Below are 17,792 nucleotides of genomic sequence, written 5' to 3' on the forward strand. Positions count from 1 at the left end.
AGGCTGAACTCAAGCCGCGCTGGCGACCGACTTCGCCGCGAGATCGCCGCCGGCGATTTTGCGCAGCGCTGCGAGGTTGGCTTCGGCCGAAGCCAATCGCCAGCAGGATTTCCCGCTCGACTTGGCTTCATACAATGCGGCGTCCGCCGCGAACAGCAGGGCTTCCGGATCGGTGCCGTGCTCGGGCGCGACGGCAATGCCGATGCTGATGCCGATCTGGACATGCGCGCCGCCCGGCAGGGCCATCGGCGCGGTCATCACCTCGATGATGCGCTCTCCGAGCGCCAGCGCGTGGTCGATCGCCGGATCACCGGCGAGCACGACGAATTCGTCGCCGCCGATCCGGGCGATGACGTCGTCGGAAGAGGCGGTCTGCCGCAGCGTCCGGCCGACGATCTTCAGCAGCTCATCGCCTGCGGCATGACCGAAGGTGTCGTTGACCGGCTTGAAGCCATCGAGGTCGAGATACAGGACGGCAAAGCTGCGATCGCCGCCGGCGTTGAGCCTGCTCTGCAGCGCATCGATCAGGCCGGCGCGATTGGACAGACCCGTGAGCGGATCGAGCCGCGCCCGCTCGTCGCTCTCGCGTTTGGCCTGCATCACCGCCACCAGCATCCTGTTGAGCCGGAACGCCGCGCCGGTCATGGCGAGGAAGTAGACCGGCATCTGCAGATACATCGCGAACAACAGCGGCTCATGCGACGTCGCGACGCCGGGGATCACGGGGCCGATGCTGAACAGGATCATCGTGCCGACGAGGCGCGGCGCGCTGAAATTGCGAAAGCAGATGCCGCCGACCATGGCGGCCGAGGAGATGCAGGTCAGTGACGCGGCCACCCAGTCGCCGGACGCGAGGCTGATGCCGACGCCGAAGCCGACGCTGGCGCTCCAGGCCACCGACAGCAGGATGTGGATGTCGGTCGGCGTCGCCAGCCGCTCGCGCGCCCGGCGGTAGGCGATCATCATCACGACCAGCCGCGACAGGCAGACCGCGACCTCGAGCACGAACCAGGTGATGAACAGCGGGCTCGGTGTGCGCAGCGCCAGCGCAGCAGCAACGGCGACGGTGTTGATGGCGCCGCCGGCGAACACCGACCAGCAGCCGTAGAGCTCGCCGGTCAATGCGGCGCGGATATCTGATGACACCGGATATCCCGGGTCGGCCAGCCAGCGCGTCACGCGCCAGCGTGGCAAACTGAACGACAAACCATCACCCCGCATTTCAATACCTCCGCGGGGTTGCAATAAGCGCGACGGCACTTAACAGGCATTTAGAGAGGTATCGGCGTCTCGCTGCATGCTTGATGCACGGTAAAAATTTACTCCACGTGGTATGCGCAGCTCACAGCGTACTGAAGTTGAATTGTCAACCCGAAGTCCGCGCACGTGCGCGTTCTTCGGCGACCGGCGCGACCTCCACTGTCGCATTGCCGAGCGCGCGGTCGCGCTCGAACACGAGGCGGACGCGCTGCCCGACCGGTGTGAGGCCGATCAGGTTGCGCACCTGCGTGGCGCTGCGCACCGGCATGTCGTTCGCCTTCACGATGATGTCGCCCTTGCGCAGCCCCGCGCGTTCGGCCGGCGAGCCCACGGTGACGTCGGCGACGCGCGCGCCTTGAATGCGGCCGTCGGCCGGCGCGTCGAGGTCGAGCAGGGTCACGCCGATGCGGCCGCGATCGACGCGGCCGTTCGCGACGAGCTGCTCCATCACCCGTCGCGCCATGTTGATCGGCACCGCGAAGCCGATGCCGACATTGCCGCCGCCGGGCGAGATGATCGCGGTGTTGATGCCGACCAGCTCGCCACGCAGATTGATCAGCGCGCCGCCGGAATTGCCGGGATTGATCGCCGCGTCGGTCTGGATGAAATCCTCGTAGCCCTGCTTGCCCAGGCCCGTGCGTCCGAGCGCGCTGACGAGGCCCGAGGTGACCGTCTGGCCGAGGCCGAACGGGTTGCCGACCGCGATCACGAAGTCGCCGACCTCGAGCGCGTCGCTGTCGCCGAGTGCGATGGCCCTGAGCTCGATCGGGTCCCTGATCTGCAGCAGCGCGATGTCGGTGGCGGGATCGCGCCCGACCAGGCGGGCGGCGAATTTGCGGCCGTCCTTGGTGCGGATCTGCGCTGTCGTGACGTGTTCGACGACGTGGTTGGCCGTCATCACGTAGCCGCGCTGCGCATCGACGATGACGCCGGAGCCGGTCGCGCTGATCTGCTTCTCGACCTGCTTCGGCACGTCGAAGAACTCGCGGAACAGCGGGTCCTGGTAGAGCGGGTTGTCCTGGCGGACCTTGCCCTCGACCGAGATGTTGACGACGGCCGGCGTCACCTCCTTGACCAGCGGCGCGAGCGTCGGCACCCGGCCGAGCTTGAGATCGGGAATTTGGGCCAAGGCAGGCCCGGTCATCAGGCAAAGCAGGATGGCAGGCGCCAGGACGGCCCGGAGAGAAGGCGGAAGCTGCATCGTGATCCCCAACAAGCGCGATCAGGATTTTTTGGCGACGACAGAGCTGGGAAGGCGGCCGGCCCGGTTCAAGAGCCGGGCTGGCAATCGTTCCCCGAGAGTGCCAAAAAATTTGCGTGACCCTCTTGAACGAAAAGTTCGGCTTTCCTAGGTCGTTGCTCGCCCGGGGGCCTGATGGGACCCGAGGCTTATGACATCGCTGATCTGTAAAGGAGGATGTGCATGCATTTCCGTCCATTGCACGACCGCGTGCTCGTGCGCCGCATCGATGCCGAGGAGAAGACCAAGGGCGGCATCATCATTCCCGACACCGCGAAGGAGAAGCCGCAGGAGGGCGAGATCGTTGCCGCGGGTCCGGGGGCGCGGAACGAGCAGGGGCAGCAGGTCGCCCTCGGCGTCAAGCCGGGAGACCGCGTGTTGTTCGCGAAGTGGTCGGGCACCGAGGTCAAGATCGACGGCAAGGATCTCCTGATCATGAAGGAGAGCGACCTGCTCGGCATCATCGACGCGCCCGCCGCGGCGAAGAAGGCCGCCTGATCCCCAACTGACAGTCATCGAAGGAAAGGAGACGACGAACATGGCTGCCAAGGACGTGAAGTTTTCCACCGACGCGCGCGACCGCATGCTGCGCGGCGTCGACATCCTCGCCAATGCCGTGAAGGTCACGCTCGGCCCCAAGGGCCGCAATGTCGTGATCGAGAAATCGTTCGGCGCGCCGCGCATCACCAAGGACGGCGTCACGGTCGCCAAGGAGATCGAGCTGGAGGACAAGTTCGAGAACATGGGCGCCCAGATGGTGCGCGAGGTGGCCTCGAAGACCGCCGATCTCGCCGGCGACGGCACCACGACCGCCACCGTGCTCGCCCAGGCCATCGTGAAGGAGGGCGCCAAGTCGGTGGCCGCCGGCATGAACCCGATGGATCTCAAGCGCGGCATTGATCTCGCCGTCGACGCGATCGTCGCGGACCTCAAGGCGCACGCCAGGAAGATCACCAGCAACGACGAGATCGCCCAGGTCGGCACCATCTCGGCCAATGGCGACAATGAGATCGGGCGTTTCCTCGCCGAGGCCATGCAGAAGGTCGGCAACGAGGGCGTGATCACGGTCGAGGAGGCCAAGAGCCTCGATACCGAGCTGGAAGTGGTCGAGGGCATGCAGTTCGACCGCGGCTATGTCTCGCCGTACTTCGTCACCAACTCCGAGAAGATGCGGGTCGAGCTCGAGGATCCCTACATCCTGATCCACGAGAAGAAGCTGTCGGGCTTGCAGACCATGCTGCCGTTGCTCGAGGCCGTGGTGCAGTCGGGCAAGCCGCTGCTGATCGTGGCTGAAGACGTCGAGGGCGAGGCGCTGGCGACCCTGGTCGTCAACAAGCTGCGTGGCGGCCTGAAGATCGCGGCCGTCAAGGCGCCGGGCTTCGGCGATCGCCGCAAGGCGATGCTGGAGGACATCGCGATCCTCACCGGCGGCACGACCATCTCCGAGGATCTCGGCATCAAGCTGGAGAACGTGACCCTGTCGATGCTCGGCCGCGCCAAGAAGGTCGTGATCGACAAGGAGAACACCACCATCGTCGACGGCGCCGGCAAGAAGGCCGACATCGAGGCCCGCGCGCAGCAGATCAAGCTGCAGATCGAGGAGACCACCTCCGACTACGACCGCGAGAAGCTGCAGGAGCGGCTGGCCAAGCTCGCCGGCGGCGTCGCGGTGATCCGGGTCGGCGGCGCCACCGAGGTCGAGGTCAAGGAGCGCAAGGACCGCGTCGACGATGCGCTGCACGCCACCCGCGCCGCGGTGGAGGAGGGCATCCTGCCCGGCGGCGGCGTGGCGCTGCTGCGCGCCACCAAGGTGCTCGACGGCGTCAAGACCGCCAATGCCGACCAGAAGGCCGGCGTCGACATCGTCCGCCGCGCCATCCAGGTGCCGGTGCGGCAGATCGTGCAGAACGCCGGGGAGGACGGCTCGCTGGTGGTCGGCAAGCTCCTGGAGAAGGATGCCTATGGTTGGGGCTTCAACGCCGCGACCGGCGAGTACCAGGATCTGGTGCAGGCCGGCGTGATCGACCCGGCCAAGGTGGTCCGTACCGCGTTGCAGGACGCGGCCTCGGTCGCCTCGCTGCTGATCACCACCGAGGCGCTGGTGGCGGACAAGCCGAAGAAGGCCGACGCCACCGCGGCCGCGCCGTCGATGGACTTCTGATCCGATGCAGCCGGGGGCGGCTGGCCGCAGCCACCCCCGGCTCCCCGAAAGAAATATCGACAAACAACTGATCGCTGCCCCGTGAGGTCGTGGATCGGCCACAACGCGCAGCTATCAATCAGGCCAACGACCGCAATCCGTCCACAACCGGCCACAATTGCATTCGGTGAGCCGGCTGAGAACGGACCGACGGTCGACGGGAGGTGTGGTTGAGCGCTGTCGCGCCGCCCGGTCTCATCAGCAGCGCGAGCTCGCAGGCCCGATCATGCCAGCCTGGCAATACGATCATCCGCCGCCCAACCCGACCTCCGTCATGAGCATGGGCGATCCGCGTCGCTTGACACGGTTTCTGATCGAGAGCGAACAGCGCGTGGTGGCACACTGCCAGGCCGTGCTGTCGCGCGGTGACATCGATCAGCGCGAGCGCGACCGGCTGGTCAGCGTGCTCCGGGAGGCGACGATGCGGCTGCAGCGGCTGTCTGCCGTGGCCGCCTGACGGGTGTTGCGCCGCGAAAAGGCTGCGACAAAAAATTCGATCTTCCCCTCTTGAAATGGATATCGGTTGTTCTAATTCGTCTGCTGCCGCTTCGGCGGCGCCGGGTGCCATCAGGGCCCGGTCGAAATCTGGGCGCTGACCGGTTGTCTGGTACTCAGTAGTCTCTTGTACCAAGTCTCTTGGTACTCAGACATCTCCGGGACTTTGAAGTCCGCATCGGCTCGGCGCTCCTTCGTATCCATCTTGCTCTCAGGAGGACTTGGCTATGAGGACCTACGACTTCTCTCCGCTGTGGCGTTCGACCATCGGTTTCGACCGTCTGTTCGATCTGCTCGACGAGACCCAGCGCGCGGTCGAGGACAACTATCCCCCGTACAACATCGAGCGGCTCGGCGACGACCGCTACCAGATTTCGCTGGCGCTGGCGGGGTTCGCGCCGGACGAGCTGTCGATCACCGCCGAGCACAACGTGCTCACGGTGGAAGGACGCAAGGGCGACAAGGAGACCCGCGAATATCTCTATCAAGGCATCTCGTCGCGGCCGTTCAAGCGGCAGTTCAATCTCGCCGACTACGTGCAGGTGACCAACGCGGCGTTCGACAACGGCCTGCTGCGGATCGAGCTCGTGCGCGAGATCCCCGAGGCGATGAAGCCGCGCCGCATCGCCATCGGTACAGTGCCGGTCGAGAAGATCGCGCAGCAGAAGGCGGCCTGACGCCTTGTTCGAGTTGCGGCGCGGGCGGCGTGTCGCCCGCGCCCTTGCAGCATCTGTCTCTTGTGAAAGGAGTGGAAGGGGAGAGACGCCATGAGCGAGCACCGTTTTTCGATCACCGCGGGCAGAGCCGGATTCCATCCGGTCTCGCACTACGAGGCGCCGGCCGACCTGCTGAACGACCGCAAGCTGTCACTGGCCGAGAAGCGGCTGATCCTGTCGTCCTGGGCGTCGGACATGTATGCCGTCGAGTCGCAGCCGGGCCTGCGCAAGATTCCGGGCATCTCCAGGCCGCTGCATCTGGCCGATGTGCTCGGCGCGCTGCGTCAGCTCGACCGCGAGGATCAGCCGCCGCGCCCGCGCGGCGGGGCGGCCATGCGCATCGTTCCGCGCGTCGATGTCGAGGCCGATGGCGCTGCGATGGACAGCACCGCTAGCGGCAGGATGCGGCCCGCCGCCCGCCTGCGGTTCTCGCGCGAGGCCAATGTGCGGCGCTATCGCAAGCTGCTTGCCACCCGCCTTGCCGAGCACGAGCGGCGCTTCGTCGAGCGCCGGCTGGCCGAGGAGCTGCAGCAAGTGCACGGCCCGGCCGAGCGGCATGGCTCGGCTCGGGCCGGGTGCTGCTGACGAGGGACATCGCCGGACGAATGAAAACGCCGCCCGGAATTGGGCGGCGTTTGACTCCGAAAGCGTAGAGGGTGATGAACTCAGGCTAGCCGATCATCGGCGAAAAATCAATTCCGGTAGCCCGGGTTGAGGCGATCGAGCCGGCGCAGCAGCGGCGGCCACACCAACTGATTGGAGCGCAGCTCGACGCGATCCTCGTTGTCGAACAGCTTCGCGTTCTTGTCGATGACCTCGTCGCGCACCGGATAGGCCGAGGGACCGAGCGTGCGGGTGCGCACCTGGATCGAGCAGGCGCGCTCCAGATGATACATGCGCTCGAAGGCGGAGGCGACGGAGCGGCCGACCGTCAGCGTGCCGTGATTGCGCAGCAGCATGTGGTTCTTGCTGCCGAGGTCGTGCTGCAGCCGCGGCCGCTCGTCATGGTCCAGCGCCACGCCTTCATAGTCGTGATAGGCGAGGTCGTGGGTCACGTATTGCGCGATCTGGTTCAGCGGCAGCAGGCCGTCGGCGCAGCTCGACACGGCGACGCCGTCCAGCGTGTGCAGATGGATGACGCAGCCGGCATCCTCGCGCACCTCGTGGATCGCGGAATGGATGGTGAACCCGGCGGGATTGATGCTGTACTCGCTCTCGGACAACTGATTGCCGTAGAGGTCGACCTTGATCAGGCTGGAGGCGGTGATCTCTTCGAACAGCAGGCCGTAGGGGTTGATCAGGAAGTGATGCTCGGGGCCGGGCACGCGGGCGGAGATGTGAGTGTCCACCAGGTCGTCCCAGCCGAACAGCGCCACCAGCCGGTAGGCGGCGGCGAGATTGACCCGCTGTGACCATTCGGCCTCGGTCATGTTCGACGGCACTTCCTTGAGGCGCGCTTCGGCTGGCGACATGGCATTCTCCGATTTCCAAGAGTTGATCGGAGCCTAGGCGGCACGCCGCCGCGCGACAAGACGCGGGGCCGGGGAGCAGTCATGCCGTTCGGCTGAGCAGGCCGCTCAGGGCGCCGGGATCGACAGCAGGCTGGAGATGCTGCGGCCGCGGATGTCGTAGACCCGGGCAAACACGACGTCATCGCGCTTGATCTCGACCATGACCGGGGCCGTCAGTCCCTTGCAGTAGAACTCGCCGAGCGTCATGGCGAAGTCGGCCGCATGGCTGTCCCAGCCGATGGTGAAATCGGGGCCGAGCGCGACCTGGGCGGGGCGCTGCGGGCCGCAGACCGCGACCTTCCATTTGTGCCCGATCGGCGGCACCTCCTGGCGCTCGTCGAGCTGTTCCTTCAGCCCGTCGGAGGCCTGCTTCAGCGCCAGCCCCCAATAGTCGAGCATGAAGCGGGTGTCGGCCTCGCGCACGGTGCCGGCGATGAAGTTGAAGTGGGTGTACTGATAGGGATGCAGCCGGATCATCTCCGCCAGCGGCAGCAGCAGGCCGAAGCAGAACGCGGCGATCGCCACCGGCTGCCAGCTCCGGCGCTCGTCGGCGTTGAGCCACGACAGAAGCCAGGAGAAGGCGATGCCGCCGAGCAGCGCCATCGGCGGGATCACGAACACGAAATGGCGGATGCCGTTGTAGAGCGCCGGGCGTTTGACGATCGCGATCAGGATCGGCAGCGTCGCCGCTAGGGTCAGCATCAACAGGATGCTCTTCTGGCGCGCCGGCATGTCGGGCCGCGACAGCGACATGATCGAGGCGACGACGCCGGCGACGAACAGCGCGATCATCAGTTCGGGCAGTTGCAGCGCGAACAGCGTCGGCAGATACGACCAGGGCATGTCGGGCACCGAGACCAGCGCCCCGTCGAACATCTCCTTCCACGGCTTCTCGAAGAAATGCGAGAAGTAGGTCAGGGCCCGGAACGGGTTGGCCGGTTCGATGATCGACCACGGCCAGATCAACCCCATGATCAGGTAGCCCAGGATCAGGCCGGGGATCAGCACGTAGAGCACGTGGGCGAAGCGGCGGATCGCCTCGCGGGGCCCTTGCGTGCGGTACTCCTCCATGAACAGCGGCATGAAGCCGACCATGGCGTAGACCACGGCCATGCCGCCGAGGATCCGCGAGCCGATCGAGAAGCCGGCGCCGAGGCCGATGATCAGGATGGTGCGTGGCGAGGGGTAGGGATACTCCTCGGCAAGGCGCACGAGGCCCATCAGCAGCACCACCATGGCGACCGCGAAGGGCGCGTCCTTCGGGTTCATGAACATGTGGCCGTAGAAGATCGGGCAGAGCGCCAGCAGCAGCAGCGCGGCGAGGCCGGCCACGGGGCCGCCGATGCGGCGCGCCAGGCGCCAGGTCACGCCGAGGCCAATCAGCCCGACGATGGCCCCGACCAGCCGGCGGGTCTCGAACAATTCCAGCGGCATGATCTTGTGCAGCAGGGCTGCAACCATGTCGAAGCCGCCACCGTACATATAGAGGTTGGCGAACGACAGCGCCGCCTGGTCCCTGAAACCGGAGCCGTACATGCGCAGCAACAGATCGGCATATTCGGCATGGGTGTAATCGTCCCAGCCGAGGCCGTAATCCCGGAACGTCAGTCCGGCCACCACCGCGACTGCGGCGAGCACGAACACGGCGAGATCGTCATACGTCCGCTCGAGGGACCGCCGCGTCGGCGTCTCGAGGACCGAAGTGGTTATCGTTGTCATGGCTGAGTGTGACCCGGCGTCCCCTGGCGACCCCGCTTCCGCGTTTCAGGCTTGTGTTCCCCGCCTGCGTATAGCGCGTCCCGTGTTCGGAGGTGTCGAAAATATGGGAGGCACGCCTTGTCGCAGCGCAGCGGGGACCCGAATTTCGGCTGCTAAGCGCCATATTGGCACAGCCAAATGAACGCCCGCTGAACCAGAAGGACCGGGAGAACCCGAGAGGAACCTCTAGGAATTCCGAGGGTTGGCTGAACCGTATTGTGGCGGGATCGTGGCGGGCGGCACAGGTCGGATACGAACTTCGGCGGTCTTGGACGAACTTCCGCTGCAAATCGTCGCGGATTTGGACTAGAAACCGGATTCAAGGACGCGCGCAACCGCAGCTATCTAATGTGATTTCGGTCGGGACACCGCCCGGAACCGGCGCATTAGGGGATGAGTTCGATGATGAGTGCAATGTTGGCCGCCGGGGCCCTCGCCGTGTTGGCCGGGCTCGGGGCGATCGCCTGGGGAATTCCGGTCAAGGAGTTCAGCGTCGGTAATACGCTGATCCTGTCGGGGACCCTTGGCGTGTGCAGCGGGCTGATCCTGTTCGGACTGGCGGCCGTCCTCAACGAGCTGAAGGTGATTTCGAGCCGGCTGAGGTCGCGTTCGGGCGCCGAGTCCGAGGCCAGGCCCCTGCAGCTCCCACCTGCCGCCGGGACGACCGACTTCGAGACCGCCCCGGTGCCGCCGACAGAAGATGTCTGGCGCGAAGGCGGTTCGCCGCGTCCGCGTCCCCGCATGCCGGACCTGTCGGCCCCCTTGTCCTCGGGGCTGTCGTCGTCCTCACCGCTGTCCTCGTCTCCCTTGTCAAGCTCGCTGCGCGCTTCCGAGTCCTTGCGGGATCCCGCCGAGTCGCCGTCCGAACCCGCCGAGCGGCCCAAGCGCAATCTGCTGTTTGCGTCGTCGCGCCGGGAGCGGGAACGCGCGGAGAAGCGCGGCGCCGAGCCGCTGCCGACGGATTTCCGGTCACCGCCCCTCAGCGCCCCGCCGCCCGTGCCGCTGGACGAACCTGCCGCGACCGAGCCGGGCGCGTCGGACGGCTGGTCGCGACCGGAGCGGACGCCGGAGCCTCTGCGCCCGCCGTTCCCGCGGCGCCTGGCGCGGGCCGCCCCGGCCTTCGTCGATCCCGAGCCAACCCCGCCGCCGCCTGAGCCGAAGGATCTGGACGCGCCGGCCGTCAGCATCGTCAAGTCGGGCGTGGTGGATGGGATGGCCTATTCGCTCTATTCCGACGGCTCGATCGAGGCGCAGATGCCCGAAGGGATGATGCGCTTTGCGTCGATCGACGAGCTGCGCGCCCATCTCGAAGGCCGGACCTGAGGCAGCGGGATCACACGGTCAGGTTGAACCCGGCTGGCATACGGTACACACTACTTGGCGGGTGACAGACTTCTCAAGAAGAAGTCCTCACTATCTTGTCATTTTGCCAGTCATTTGCCCATATTGCTTGCAGAATCGCGAGACAACGCTGCCACTCGGCGCGAGTGATACTTGCGATCGAGGGATACTTGCGATCGACGGTCACAGGGCGGAGCGGGATGAGGGGTCAATGACCGAAGCGGTCGGCAAGAGCTTTATCGATCTGACGGCCGACATCGTGTCGGCCTATCTCAGCAACAACCCGACCCCGGCGGCCGAGATTCCCTCTCTGATCAGCCAGGTGCATGCGGCGCTCACGCGGGTCGCAGCGGGACGAAGCGAGCCCGCGCCGGAGCCGGCGCGGCCGGCGGTGCCGGTGAAGAAATCGATTCATCCGGACTATCTAGTCTGCCTCGAGGACGGCAAGCGCTTCAAGTCGCTGCGGCGACATCTGCGCACGCAGTACAACATGACGCCGGAACAATACCGCGACAAATGGAACCTGCCGCCGGACTATCCGATGGTGGCGCCGAACTACGCGGTCACCCGCTCGCAGCTTGCCAAGAAGATGGGCCTGGGCCAGCAGCGGCCCGAGCGGGAGAAGTAGCCGAGCCGATCAGGACGCCGCGGCGAGCGCCACGCGGGCGTCGGCGCGGATGCGCTCGACCATCGCGCGCAGGCCGTTGGAGCGCTGCGGCGTCAGATGCTCGCGGAACCCGAGCTCGTCGAACACCGCGGGCGCATCGATGGTCATGATCTCCTGCGGCGTCCGCCCCGAATACAGCGTCAGCAGAATTGCGATCAGGCCGCGAACGATATGGGCGTCGCTGTCGCCGAGATAGTTCAGGACCGGCACGGCGCTGCTGTGATCGACGTGCTTGGACAGCCAGACCTGGCTGGCGCAGCCCTGCACCTTGTTCGCGGCGGAGTGCTCGTCCTCCGGCATCGGGGCCAGGGTGCGGCCGAGCTCGATCACGTAGCGGTAGCGGTCGTCCCAGTCGTCGAGCAGGGCGAAATTGTCGCGGATGTCGTCGATCGTCATGATGCTCTTCGGTCCCGATGTCGGCTTTCATATAGGCGTTCGGGACGACGAAAGCGACAGTCGGTTCCGCCGGTTCAGGGCGTCGGCGGCAGATGCCATTCGACGGCGAGATCGTCGGTCGAGAGCGTATCGGCCGGCGCGTCGCCCGGCGGAATCTCCTCGAGCACGGGGGCGTCGATCGAGCCGGTGTGATCGTTGCCGCGCTTGTCGAGACTGGCCGGCTTCACCGGGCCGATGACCTTGTCGGCGCCGGCGGGCTTCTCCGCGCCTTCGGCCTTGTCGGTGATGATCTGGTAGATCTTGCGCGCGCCTTCCTGGGCGCGGTGGCCGATCACGGTCGCGGCCTGGCCGCCGACCTCGCAGGCCTGCGGCTGGCGCTTGCAGAACTGGCTCATGTCGGAGACGGCCGCGGTCGCGGCCTGCACGGCTTCGTGTGCATTGATCTGCGGCAGCTTGTCGGCGTCCGGGCTCTTCTCGCGCGGCAGCAGCACCAGCACGAGTCCGAGCCAGAACGCCATCCGAAGCAGAAAGAACATCACGCAACCCCGACCGTGCTGCTGATCTCGCGTGCTCAAATCGCGCAACGGGATCGCAGCTGATTGTTCTATGTCGCGACTGCTTGCATTGGGCTTAATTGGTTGAGATTTCGCGAAGCCGGGCGCTGGATTTTTTTCGGAGTCAATTTTTCATTGGCGTCGGGCGCCCGCGCCGTGCAACCGGCTGTAGATCGCGCCGCTTTCGCAACCGCAGGCCCGGCCGGAAACGATGCATTCACCATCCCGGCCGAATGGCGGGCTCACCGCAGTCTGGACCTTAGCGTTCGCTTAATGCGAGTCTGACACGGTGACTTCCGACGACAGGGGGCGTCCCGGCGCGTTCTCTTTGTGAGAACCACCGATTAGGCCGAGGCGCGAGAGCCGTGAGTGTGTTGAGTATCATCCGCGATTGTCTCGATGCGTTATTGCATCCATCGGCTCGAACTGATGCGATGACGCGCGCGCGTCATCGCGCCTTCATCGCGCCGCGCCTGCTGGGCAGCCTCGCCGCCTTCGCCGTGTTTCCCGCCTATCTCGCGCTACGCGGTGCGCCGAGCGCGCTCGAGGTCGGCGCGCTGTCCTGGCTGATCGCGCCCATTCTGCTGTCCTGGTATCTGTCACGCACCGGCCGCTACGAGAGCGCCTGCGCGCTGTCGTCGATGGCGCTGTCGGCGCTGATCATGGCGGTGTCGATCGAGACCGGCGGCATCGAATCCTTTGCCGCGGTGTGGCTGATCGTCGTACCCCTGGAAGCCTCGTTCTCGGCCTCGCGCCGCGTCGTCGTGTTCTCCGCGGGGCTCGCACTGTGCTGCGCGCTGCTGCTCATCCTCATCGGTCATTTCGGGTGGCTGCCGAAGCCCGAGATCAACCCCGCCCTGCGCACCGGGCTGCTCGCGTTCGGCGTCGCCTCGGCCACGCTCTATGCGGCCGTGCTCGCCTTTGCCGCCGACACGCTCGCGCGCACCGGCGTGACGCTGCTGTCGATGGAGGAGGAGCGTTATCGCCTGCTCGCACGTAATATGAGCGACGTGATCTCCCGTCACCGTCGCAACGGCGCGGTCATGTTCATCTCGCCGGCGGCCGAGACGCTGCTCGGCGCGCCGGTCGCGCAGTTGCACGGCCACGGCCTGTTCGAACGGGTCCATGTCGCCGACCGGCCGGCCTACCTCACGGCGCTGTCGGAAGCGGCGGGCGGCAGCGAAGCCTCGAGCGTCGAGTTCCGCCTGCGCCGCGATGCGCCGGGCGAGGGCCGCGGCTTTCATCATCCGGTCGATTTCATCTGGGTCGAAATGCGCTGCCGTCCGCTCGACCGCATCGGCGTGGTGCCGGGCGGATCGGAGCAGGAGGTGGTCGCGGTCATGCGCGACGTCACCGACCGCAAGCTGCAGGAGCAGGCGCTCGAATTGGCGCGCAGCGCCGCCGAGCGCGCCGACGCCGCGAAGACGCGATTCCTCGCCACCATGAGCCACGAGCTGCGCACCCCCTTGAACGCCATCATCGGCTTCTCCGAGATGCTGATGCAGGAGCAGGTTCTGGTGCTGAATGCGGCGCGGCGCCGCGAATACGCGCAGCTCATCAACGATTCCGGCCAGCATCTGCTGTCGGTCGTGAACGGTATCCTCGACATGTCGAAGATGGAGTCCGGCAATTTCGAGCTGACGCCGGAGCCGTTTGCGCCGCGCGCTGCGCTGATCAATTGCTGCAACCTGCTGGCGCTGCGGGCGCGCGAGAACGGTGTCGATCTGTCGGCCGACGTGCCGCAGGACCTGCCGATGGTCACCGGTGATCCGCGCGCCTTCAAGCAGATCGTGCTCAACCTCGTCTCCAATGCCATCAAGTTCACCGAGCGCGGCGGCCGTGTCACGGTCTCTGCCGGCGTCGACGGCGCGCGCCTGCTGCTGCGAATCACCGACACCGGCGTCGGCATCGCCGCCGATGATCTCAAGCGCATCGGCGATCCGTTCTTTCAGGCCGGCAAGACCTACCAGCGGCGCCACGAGGGAACCGGGCTCGGGCTGTCGATCGTCAAGAGCCTCGTGAACTTGCACGGCGGCGAAATGTCGATAGAAAGCAAGATCGACGAGGGGACCACGGTCACGATCGCGCTGCCGATCAACTTCGTGGCCGAGGCGGCCGCCGGCGCCACCGTCACGCCGCTGTCACCCTCGCGCTCCGCCCAGCCAGGGCAGGTCATGCAGGTGAAGAAGAGTGCCTAGACGAGCTGCAGAGGATGATCCGGCGCCGCCGCGCCGTCGCAAGCGCGCCGCTGCGGCTGCGGCCGTCGTCGACGTGGCGGAGGAGCGCGGCTGGCTGCTGCGGGCCATGCTCTACAGCCCGAAGGATCTGTTTGCGGGCCTGCTGGCCTGTGCGGCTGGCAGCGCCATCATCGTCAATGCCGTGTTCCTGCAATCGGGACCGCATCCGGCGCCGATGTTCGGATCGATCGTCACCATTCCGCCCAATCTGACGAGCTCCAATCCGCTGCCGCGGCCCCGGCCGATGGACATCTCGCCGCTCGATCCGAAGGTGATCGAGACGCGGCCCGCCGAAACCAGGGCGGCGGAGCAGAGGGCGGTCGAGCAGCGCGCGACCGAGGCGCGTCCGGATCAGAAATATGCCGATCCCCTGGCCGATCTCGTCCGCTCGGTCAGCGGCGGTCAGGGCAATGTGCCGCGTCCGCAGCCGACGCAGCAGGGCGGCAATGTCCGCCGTGTCGCGGCGGTCCAGCGTGCGCTGACCGAATATGGCTATGGCCAGTTGAAGCCCACCGGGATGGTCGGCTCCGACACCCAGGCCGCGATCCAGAAGTTCGAGCGTGAGCGCAAGCTGCCGGTGACCGGCCAGGTGTCGGACCGCCTGGTGCGCGAGCTTGCGATTGTCATCGGTCACCCGATCGAATAGAGCAGGGCGGCTGCGACGTGCAGCGCGCTTGCTCCTGCATCGAACCATCATGCGATTGAAGACCAGCATCTGGGTGAGCGCCTATCTGCGGCGCTGCCAGTCGGCCGGCGCGTTCAGCGCGATCCGCCACCGCGGCGCCGAGGAGGCCGGCGCGGTGTTCGTCAAGGTCGCGCTGATGGACGGCACGGCGCAGCTCTATGTCCCCGCGCCGCAGACCGTCTATGACGACAGCCGGCCGATCGACCGCTTCTTCGTACCGGTATCGCCGCAGCCGATCGCGGAAGCGCAGGTCGAGGAGCGTCTCGTCAAGGAGCTGCGCTTCGATCCCGACGCCTGGATCATCGAGACCGAGGACAGGCAGGGCCGTCATTTCCTCGATCTCGTGCGCGAGCGTCCCTGATCATCCTCCGATCCGCGACGGTGATCGCGCGTCAGCGCTTGAAGCCGTCGGTGCCCGTGCGCACGATCGGTCGCGTCGCTGTGCCGGGCCGCGCTCCGCCTGCGCGGACAGACTGGCGCTCGTCGTCGTACAGCATCGTGCGATGTTTGGCCCTGATCGCCGCCATGCCCGAGCCGCGCCAGGCCGCCAGCATGATCAGCGCCGCGCGCTCGCTGAGGCGCTCGTAGAAGCGTGACAGCCGAAACACGGTCTGGACGGACTGGCCCATCTCCGGCTTGAGGAACAGCAGCACGCGCTCGAACACCGGCGCTGGCATGCCGAGCGCCTTTGCGGCACAGGCCAGCGGCTCGCCATGGGGATCGTTGACCACCTCGAGGGTCATGCGTGAGGGCAGGATCAGGCTCTCGCCGAGCTCGATCGTGAACGTCTCGACGTCGGCGTTGAAGGCGGCCATCTCCAGCGCCTCGATCGCATGCACCGCGCGGTGCAACGGCGTCGGCGCGGCGGGCCTCAGCGGCGTGGTGGCGAGGTTCTGCAGGATGGCGATGCGCTCGTGCGAGGCGGCGCGCATGAACATCTCGCTCAGCTCGGCGGCATCCTTCGGCTGCATCGACAGTCCCGACGATGCGTCGTCGCGCGGCGGCATCGGAGACGACGAGCGGAGCGATGCGGGAATGGGGCCGGCGAGCGGCGGCGCCGGCTCGCTCTGCGCCGGGCGCAAGCCCAGCTTGTTCAGGATCTCGATCGGCGTCGCCGGATAGATCGCCAGCCGCGCACGCACCGCCGCACGGGTCGCATCATCGACGTCGTCGACCAGACGGGAAGCCAATTCGACGAACTGCCGCTCCTCGTCAGCGGAATGCGCGCTCGCCTGGACATAGAGGTCGGTCAGCACGCGCAGCAGAGTGGGCTTGATGTCGACGCCCTCGCGGCGCGAGAGCGTGAGCAACCCGTCGAAGCCGGGGAACAGCGATGATCTTGTCATGTCGGGGTACGCAACTTCGGCAATCGTTGCGCCGATTAGAGCGGAGTTGTTTTAATGCGGCGTTAAGGAAAACAATCGGTGAAGATGGGTCGAAATGACCCGGTGAGACAAAGGCGCAACGCCGGCTTGCCTTCTCTCCCACCGGTGCACGCGATCCGTGTCGGGCGGCCCGCGCATTAATATCCTCTTAACCACGTCCTGATCTTAATCGATCCGTTCGATGATCTCGCCTTGGCCGCGTCTCGCGCCCAGCCTGATCTTCGCCGCGCCGAATGCCAAAGTGCAGCGTCATGCGCCGGCATTCGTGATCGTCAGTTCTGCGTGCCCTCTTGCCTGCGAAGTTCGGGCGACGGGGAGTTTTCAGGGGGTAAGAACTTCGGGCACGAAAGAGAGTGGACATGGCGACCATCATTGAATTCCCGGCGGACGTTTCGCGTCGCGCGCGGCCTGCCGTGACCGGCGCGCCGCAGGAGGGCATGGGAACGATCCTGATTCTTCCCGTCGTTCGGATCGAGCGCGAGACCACGACCGACGATCGCGGGCCCCGCGAGGGCACAGCGCCAAGCCGCCGCCGCCGTCGCCGCTGACAGGTCGGGGGACATGGGAATGCCGGCCATCGTCAATCCGGTCCGGCGCGCGCTGCCGGTCCTCGCGCTCGTCCTCGTCGGCGACCTGCTCGGCGCCTGCAGCGGCGGCGATTTTGGCCGCACCCGCGCCGACATGCGCAATGACGACATGCACAAATGGATCGGCGCGGAAGCCACCGCCAGCGTCGGTGTCATGCCATCGCAGTTCCAGCTCACCGACAATGAGCGCCAGCTGCGCGATCTCGCTTATCCGCTGATCGAGCCGCCGCATTCGCGCCCCGCCTGGAAGAGCGTGTTCGGCGACTATCAGCCGTCGGCCTCGCCCTGGCGCCAGAAGGTCGTGTTCGACCGCACCGCCTATGGCCGCGCCTTGATCGACGAGCCGCACCGCTCGCACGCCTCGCGCTACACCCAACTGATCGACGACGTGCGCGACGACATCACCCGCTTCGAGCCGTTCTTCGCCTCGGCGATCCGCGTCATCGATCTCGACCGCAAGCGCGATGCCAGCATGAAATACATGACCGAGCTCTCGCCGCGCGAGAAGGCCGACGCGGTCGCGCGCATGCAGGAGAACTCGCTGATCGTACAGTGGGTGCAGATCAGCCTGGAGCAGCGCGTCTCGTCCTATCGCTGGGCGCTGGAGCGCCTGGTGCTGCAGGCGCCCGACGGCATGGCCGCCGAGGCCGATCGCCTGATCCATGAACTGGCGGCCCAGACCGCCAATCCGCCGGTCGCGGCGCGGCCCCTGATCGAACGGCCGCTGACGACGCGGGGCTAGCCCGCACGCGGTCGCACG

General features: G+C 66.5%; 19 protein-coding genes. 12 read left to right on the plus strand and 7 right to left on the minus strand.

Annotated elements, in window-relative coordinates; translation table 11 throughout:
• Window positions 1-9: 9 nt before the first annotated feature.
• Together ACQR1D_RS10025 and ACQR1D_RS10030 are read right to left on the minus strand one after the other, a co-directional pair.
• A complete protein-coding gene (locus tag ACQR1D_RS10025; protein WP_434837904.1) occupies window positions 10-1,221 on the minus strand; it encodes a diguanylate cyclase domain-containing protein in 1,212 nt (403 codons plus the stop codon).
• A 145-nt stretch (window positions 1,222-1,366) separates the two neighbouring features.
• Window positions 1,367-2,461, minus strand: coding sequence for a trypsin-like peptidase domain-containing protein (locus ACQR1D_RS10030; protein ID WP_434837905.1), 1,095 nt, complete (start codon window positions 2,459-2,461; stop codon window positions 1,367-1,369).
• A gap of 222 nt (window positions 2,462-2,683) precedes the next feature.
• Between ACQR1D_RS10030 and groES the strand changes: the two genes are divergently transcribed.
• From groES to ACQR1D_RS10055, 5 genes are all read left to right on the plus strand, one after another.
• Window positions 2,684-2,998 carry a co-chaperone GroES gene (gene groES, locus ACQR1D_RS10035; protein WP_316182572.1) on the plus strand — a complete coding sequence of 105 codons (315 nt, stop codon included), beginning with the start codon at window positions 2,684-2,686 and terminating at the stop codon, window positions 2,996-2,998.
• A 40-nt stretch (window positions 2,999-3,038) separates the two neighbouring features.
• Window positions 3,039-4,661, plus strand: coding sequence for a chaperonin GroEL (gene groL / locus ACQR1D_RS10040; protein ID WP_315804217.1), 1,623 nt, complete (start codon window positions 3,039-3,041; stop codon window positions 4,659-4,661).
• Window positions 4,662-4,926: 265 nt separating this feature from the next.
• A complete protein-coding gene (locus ACQR1D_RS10045) occupies window positions 4,927-5,157 on the plus strand; it encodes a hypothetical protein (protein ID WP_315716108.1) in 231 nt (76 codons plus the stop codon).
• 265 nt (window positions 5,158-5,422) lie between these two features.
• Complete coding sequence (locus tag ACQR1D_RS10050) at window positions 5,423-5,872, plus strand: Hsp20 family protein (RefSeq protein ID WP_315804216.1); 450 nt, start codon at window positions 5,423-5,425, stop codon at window positions 5,870-5,872.
• A 90-nt stretch (window positions 5,873-5,962) separates the two neighbouring features.
• The gene (locus ACQR1D_RS10055; RefSeq protein ID WP_434837906.1) at window positions 5,963-6,496 is read left to right on the plus strand and encodes a hypothetical protein; all 534 of its coding nucleotides are present in this window, start codon (window positions 5,963-5,965) and stop codon (window positions 6,494-6,496) included.
• A gap of 107 nt (window positions 6,497-6,603) precedes the next feature.
• Here ACQR1D_RS10055 and ACQR1D_RS10060 read toward each other — a convergent pair whose 3' ends face one another.
• Together ACQR1D_RS10060 and ACQR1D_RS10065 are read right to left on the minus strand one after the other, a co-directional pair.
• The gene (locus tag ACQR1D_RS10060) at window positions 6,604-7,383 is read right to left on the minus strand and encodes a class II aldolase/adducin family protein (protein WP_316218097.1); all 780 of its coding nucleotides are present in this window, start codon (window positions 7,381-7,383) and stop codon (window positions 6,604-6,606) included.
• A gap of 105 nt (window positions 7,384-7,488) precedes the next feature.
• On the minus strand, window positions 7,489-9,141 hold the full coding sequence (locus tag ACQR1D_RS10065) for a glycosyltransferase family 39 protein (RefSeq protein WP_316182575.1): 1,653 nt from the start codon (window positions 9,139-9,141) through the stop codon (window positions 7,489-7,491).
• Window positions 9,142-9,582: 441 nt separating this feature from the next.
• Here ACQR1D_RS10065 and ACQR1D_RS10070 point away from each other — a divergent pair, with 441 nt between their 5' ends.
• Window positions 9,583-10,503: a hypothetical protein gene (locus ACQR1D_RS10070; protein WP_315804344.1), complete on the plus strand. Its 921-nt coding sequence runs from the start codon at window positions 9,583-9,585 to the stop codon at window positions 10,501-10,503.
• A gap of 229 nt (window positions 10,504-10,732) precedes the next feature.
• Window positions 10,733-11,149 carry a MucR family transcriptional regulator gene (locus ACQR1D_RS10075; RefSeq protein ID WP_315716114.1) on the plus strand — a complete coding sequence of 139 codons (417 nt, stop codon included), beginning with the start codon at window positions 10,733-10,735 and terminating at the stop codon, window positions 11,147-11,149.
• Window positions 11,150-11,158: 9 nt separating this feature from the next.
• Here ACQR1D_RS10075 and ACQR1D_RS10080 read toward each other — a convergent pair whose 3' ends face one another.
• Window positions 11,159-11,584, minus strand: coding sequence for a SufE family protein (locus ACQR1D_RS10080; RefSeq protein ID WP_434837907.1), 426 nt, complete (start codon window positions 11,582-11,584; stop codon window positions 11,159-11,161).
• 74 nt (window positions 11,585-11,658) lie between these two features.
• The gene (locus ACQR1D_RS10085) at window positions 11,659-12,120 is read right to left on the minus strand and encodes a DUF5330 domain-containing protein (protein WP_434837908.1); all 462 of its coding nucleotides are present in this window, start codon (window positions 12,118-12,120) and stop codon (window positions 11,659-11,661) included.
• 452 nt (window positions 12,121-12,572) lie between these two features.
• Between ACQR1D_RS10085 and ACQR1D_RS10090 the strand changes: the two genes are divergently transcribed.
• From ACQR1D_RS10090 to ACQR1D_RS10100, 3 genes are read left to right on the plus strand one after another with little or no spacing between them, the layout of a single operon-like run.
• Window positions 12,573-14,336 carry a PAS domain-containing sensor histidine kinase gene (locus ACQR1D_RS10090; protein ID WP_434893819.1) on the plus strand — a complete coding sequence of 588 codons (1,764 nt, stop codon included), beginning with the start codon at window positions 12,573-12,575 and terminating at the stop codon, window positions 14,334-14,336.
• The gene (locus tag ACQR1D_RS10095; protein ID WP_316182579.1) at window positions 14,329-15,021 is read left to right on the plus strand and encodes a peptidoglycan-binding domain-containing protein; all 693 of its coding nucleotides are present in this window, start codon (window positions 14,329-14,331) and stop codon (window positions 15,019-15,021) included. Before ACQR1D_RS10090 ends, ACQR1D_RS10095 begins: the two co-directional genes overlap by 8 nt.
• 49 nt (window positions 15,022-15,070) lie before the next feature.
• The gene (locus ACQR1D_RS10100; RefSeq protein WP_315804208.1) at window positions 15,071-15,421 is read left to right on the plus strand and encodes a DUF1491 family protein; all 351 of its coding nucleotides are present in this window, start codon (window positions 15,071-15,073) and stop codon (window positions 15,419-15,421) included.
• A 31-nt stretch (window positions 15,422-15,452) separates the two neighbouring features.
• On the opposite strand, the gene ACQR1D_RS10105 is transcribed toward ACQR1D_RS10100, so the two are convergent.
• Window positions 15,453-16,406 carry a DUF2336 domain-containing protein gene (locus ACQR1D_RS10105; protein WP_315804207.1) on the minus strand — a complete coding sequence of 318 codons (954 nt, stop codon included), beginning with the start codon at window positions 16,404-16,406 and terminating at the stop codon, window positions 15,453-15,455.
• A 398-nt stretch (window positions 16,407-16,804) separates the two neighbouring features.
• On the opposite strand from ACQR1D_RS10105, the gene ACQR1D_RS10110 reads away from it, so the two are divergent.
• Window positions 16,805-16,993: a hypothetical protein gene (locus ACQR1D_RS10110; RefSeq protein WP_315804206.1), complete on the plus strand. Its 189-nt coding sequence runs from the start codon at window positions 16,805-16,807 to the stop codon at window positions 16,991-16,993.
• Between the two features lie 19 nt (window positions 16,994-17,012).
• Complete coding sequence (locus tag ACQR1D_RS10115; RefSeq protein ID WP_315804205.1) at window positions 17,013-17,774, plus strand: hypothetical protein; 762 nt, start codon at window positions 17,013-17,015, stop codon at window positions 17,772-17,774.
• Window positions 17,775-17,792 lie beyond the last annotated feature (18 nt).

Source organism: Bradyrhizobium sp. HKCCYLRH2047 (assembly GCF_051168175.1).
Classification (GTDB): Bacteria; Pseudomonadota; Alphaproteobacteria; order Rhizobiales; family Xanthobacteraceae; genus Bradyrhizobium.

Excerpts from the sequence above, each read along its gene's own strand:
- ACQR1D_RS10025 (WP_434837904.1), bottom strand. The coding sequence starts at position 1,221 with ATGCGGGGTGATGGTTTGTCGTTCAGTTTGCCACGCTGGCGCGTGACG.
- ACQR1D_RS10030 (WP_434837905.1), bottom strand. The coding sequence starts at position 2,461 with ATGCAGCTTCCGCCTTCTCTCCGGGCCGTCCTGGCGCCTGCCATCCTG.
- groES (WP_316182572.1), top strand. The coding sequence starts at position 2,684 with ATGCATTTCCGTCCATTGCACGACCGCGTGCTCGTGCGCCGCATCGAT.
- groL (WP_315804217.1), top strand. The coding sequence starts at position 3,039 with ATGGCTGCCAAGGACGTGAAGTTTTCCACCGACGCGCGCGACCGCATG.
- ACQR1D_RS10045 (WP_315716108.1), top strand. The coding sequence starts at position 4,927 with ATGCCAGCCTGGCAATACGATCATCCGCCGCCCAACCCGACCTCCGTC.
- ACQR1D_RS10050 (WP_315804216.1), top strand. The coding sequence starts at position 5,423 with ATGAGGACCTACGACTTCTCTCCGCTGTGGCGTTCGACCATCGGTTTC.
- ACQR1D_RS10055 (WP_434837906.1), top strand. The coding sequence starts at position 5,963 with ATGAGCGAGCACCGTTTTTCGATCACCGCGGGCAGAGCCGGATTCCAT.
- ACQR1D_RS10060 (WP_316218097.1), bottom strand. The coding sequence starts at position 7,383 with ATGTCGCCAGCCGAAGCGCGCCTCAAGGAAGTGCCGTCGAACATGACC.
- ACQR1D_RS10065 (WP_316182575.1), bottom strand. The coding sequence starts at position 9,141 with ATGACAACGATAACCACTTCGGTCCTCGAGACGCCGACGCGGCGGTCC.
- ACQR1D_RS10070 (WP_315804344.1), top strand. The coding sequence starts at position 9,583 with ATGATGAGTGCAATGTTGGCCGCCGGGGCCCTCGCCGTGTTGGCCGGG.
- ACQR1D_RS10075 (WP_315716114.1), top strand. The coding sequence starts at position 10,733 with ATGACCGAAGCGGTCGGCAAGAGCTTTATCGATCTGACGGCCGACATC.
- ACQR1D_RS10080 (WP_434837907.1), bottom strand. The coding sequence starts at position 11,584 with ATGACGATCGACGACATCCGCGACAATTTCGCCCTGCTCGACGACTGG.
- ACQR1D_RS10085 (WP_434837908.1), bottom strand. The coding sequence starts at position 12,120 with ATGTTCTTTCTGCTTCGGATGGCGTTCTGGCTCGGACTCGTGCTGGTG.
- ACQR1D_RS10090 (WP_434893819.1), top strand. The coding sequence starts at position 12,573 with ATGACGCGCGCGCGTCATCGCGCCTTCATCGCGCCGCGCCTGCTGGGC.
- ACQR1D_RS10100 (WP_315804208.1), top strand. The coding sequence starts at position 15,071 with ATGCGATTGAAGACCAGCATCTGGGTGAGCGCCTATCTGCGGCGCTGC.
- ACQR1D_RS10105 (WP_315804207.1), bottom strand. The coding sequence starts at position 16,406 with ATGACAAGATCATCGCTGTTCCCCGGCTTCGACGGGTTGCTCACGCTC.
- ACQR1D_RS10110 (WP_315804206.1), top strand. The coding sequence starts at position 16,805 with ATGGCGACCATCATTGAATTCCCGGCGGACGTTTCGCGTCGCGCGCGG.
- ACQR1D_RS10115 (WP_315804205.1), top strand. The coding sequence starts at position 17,013 with ATGCCGGCCATCGTCAATCCGGTCCGGCGCGCGCTGCCGGTCCTCGCG.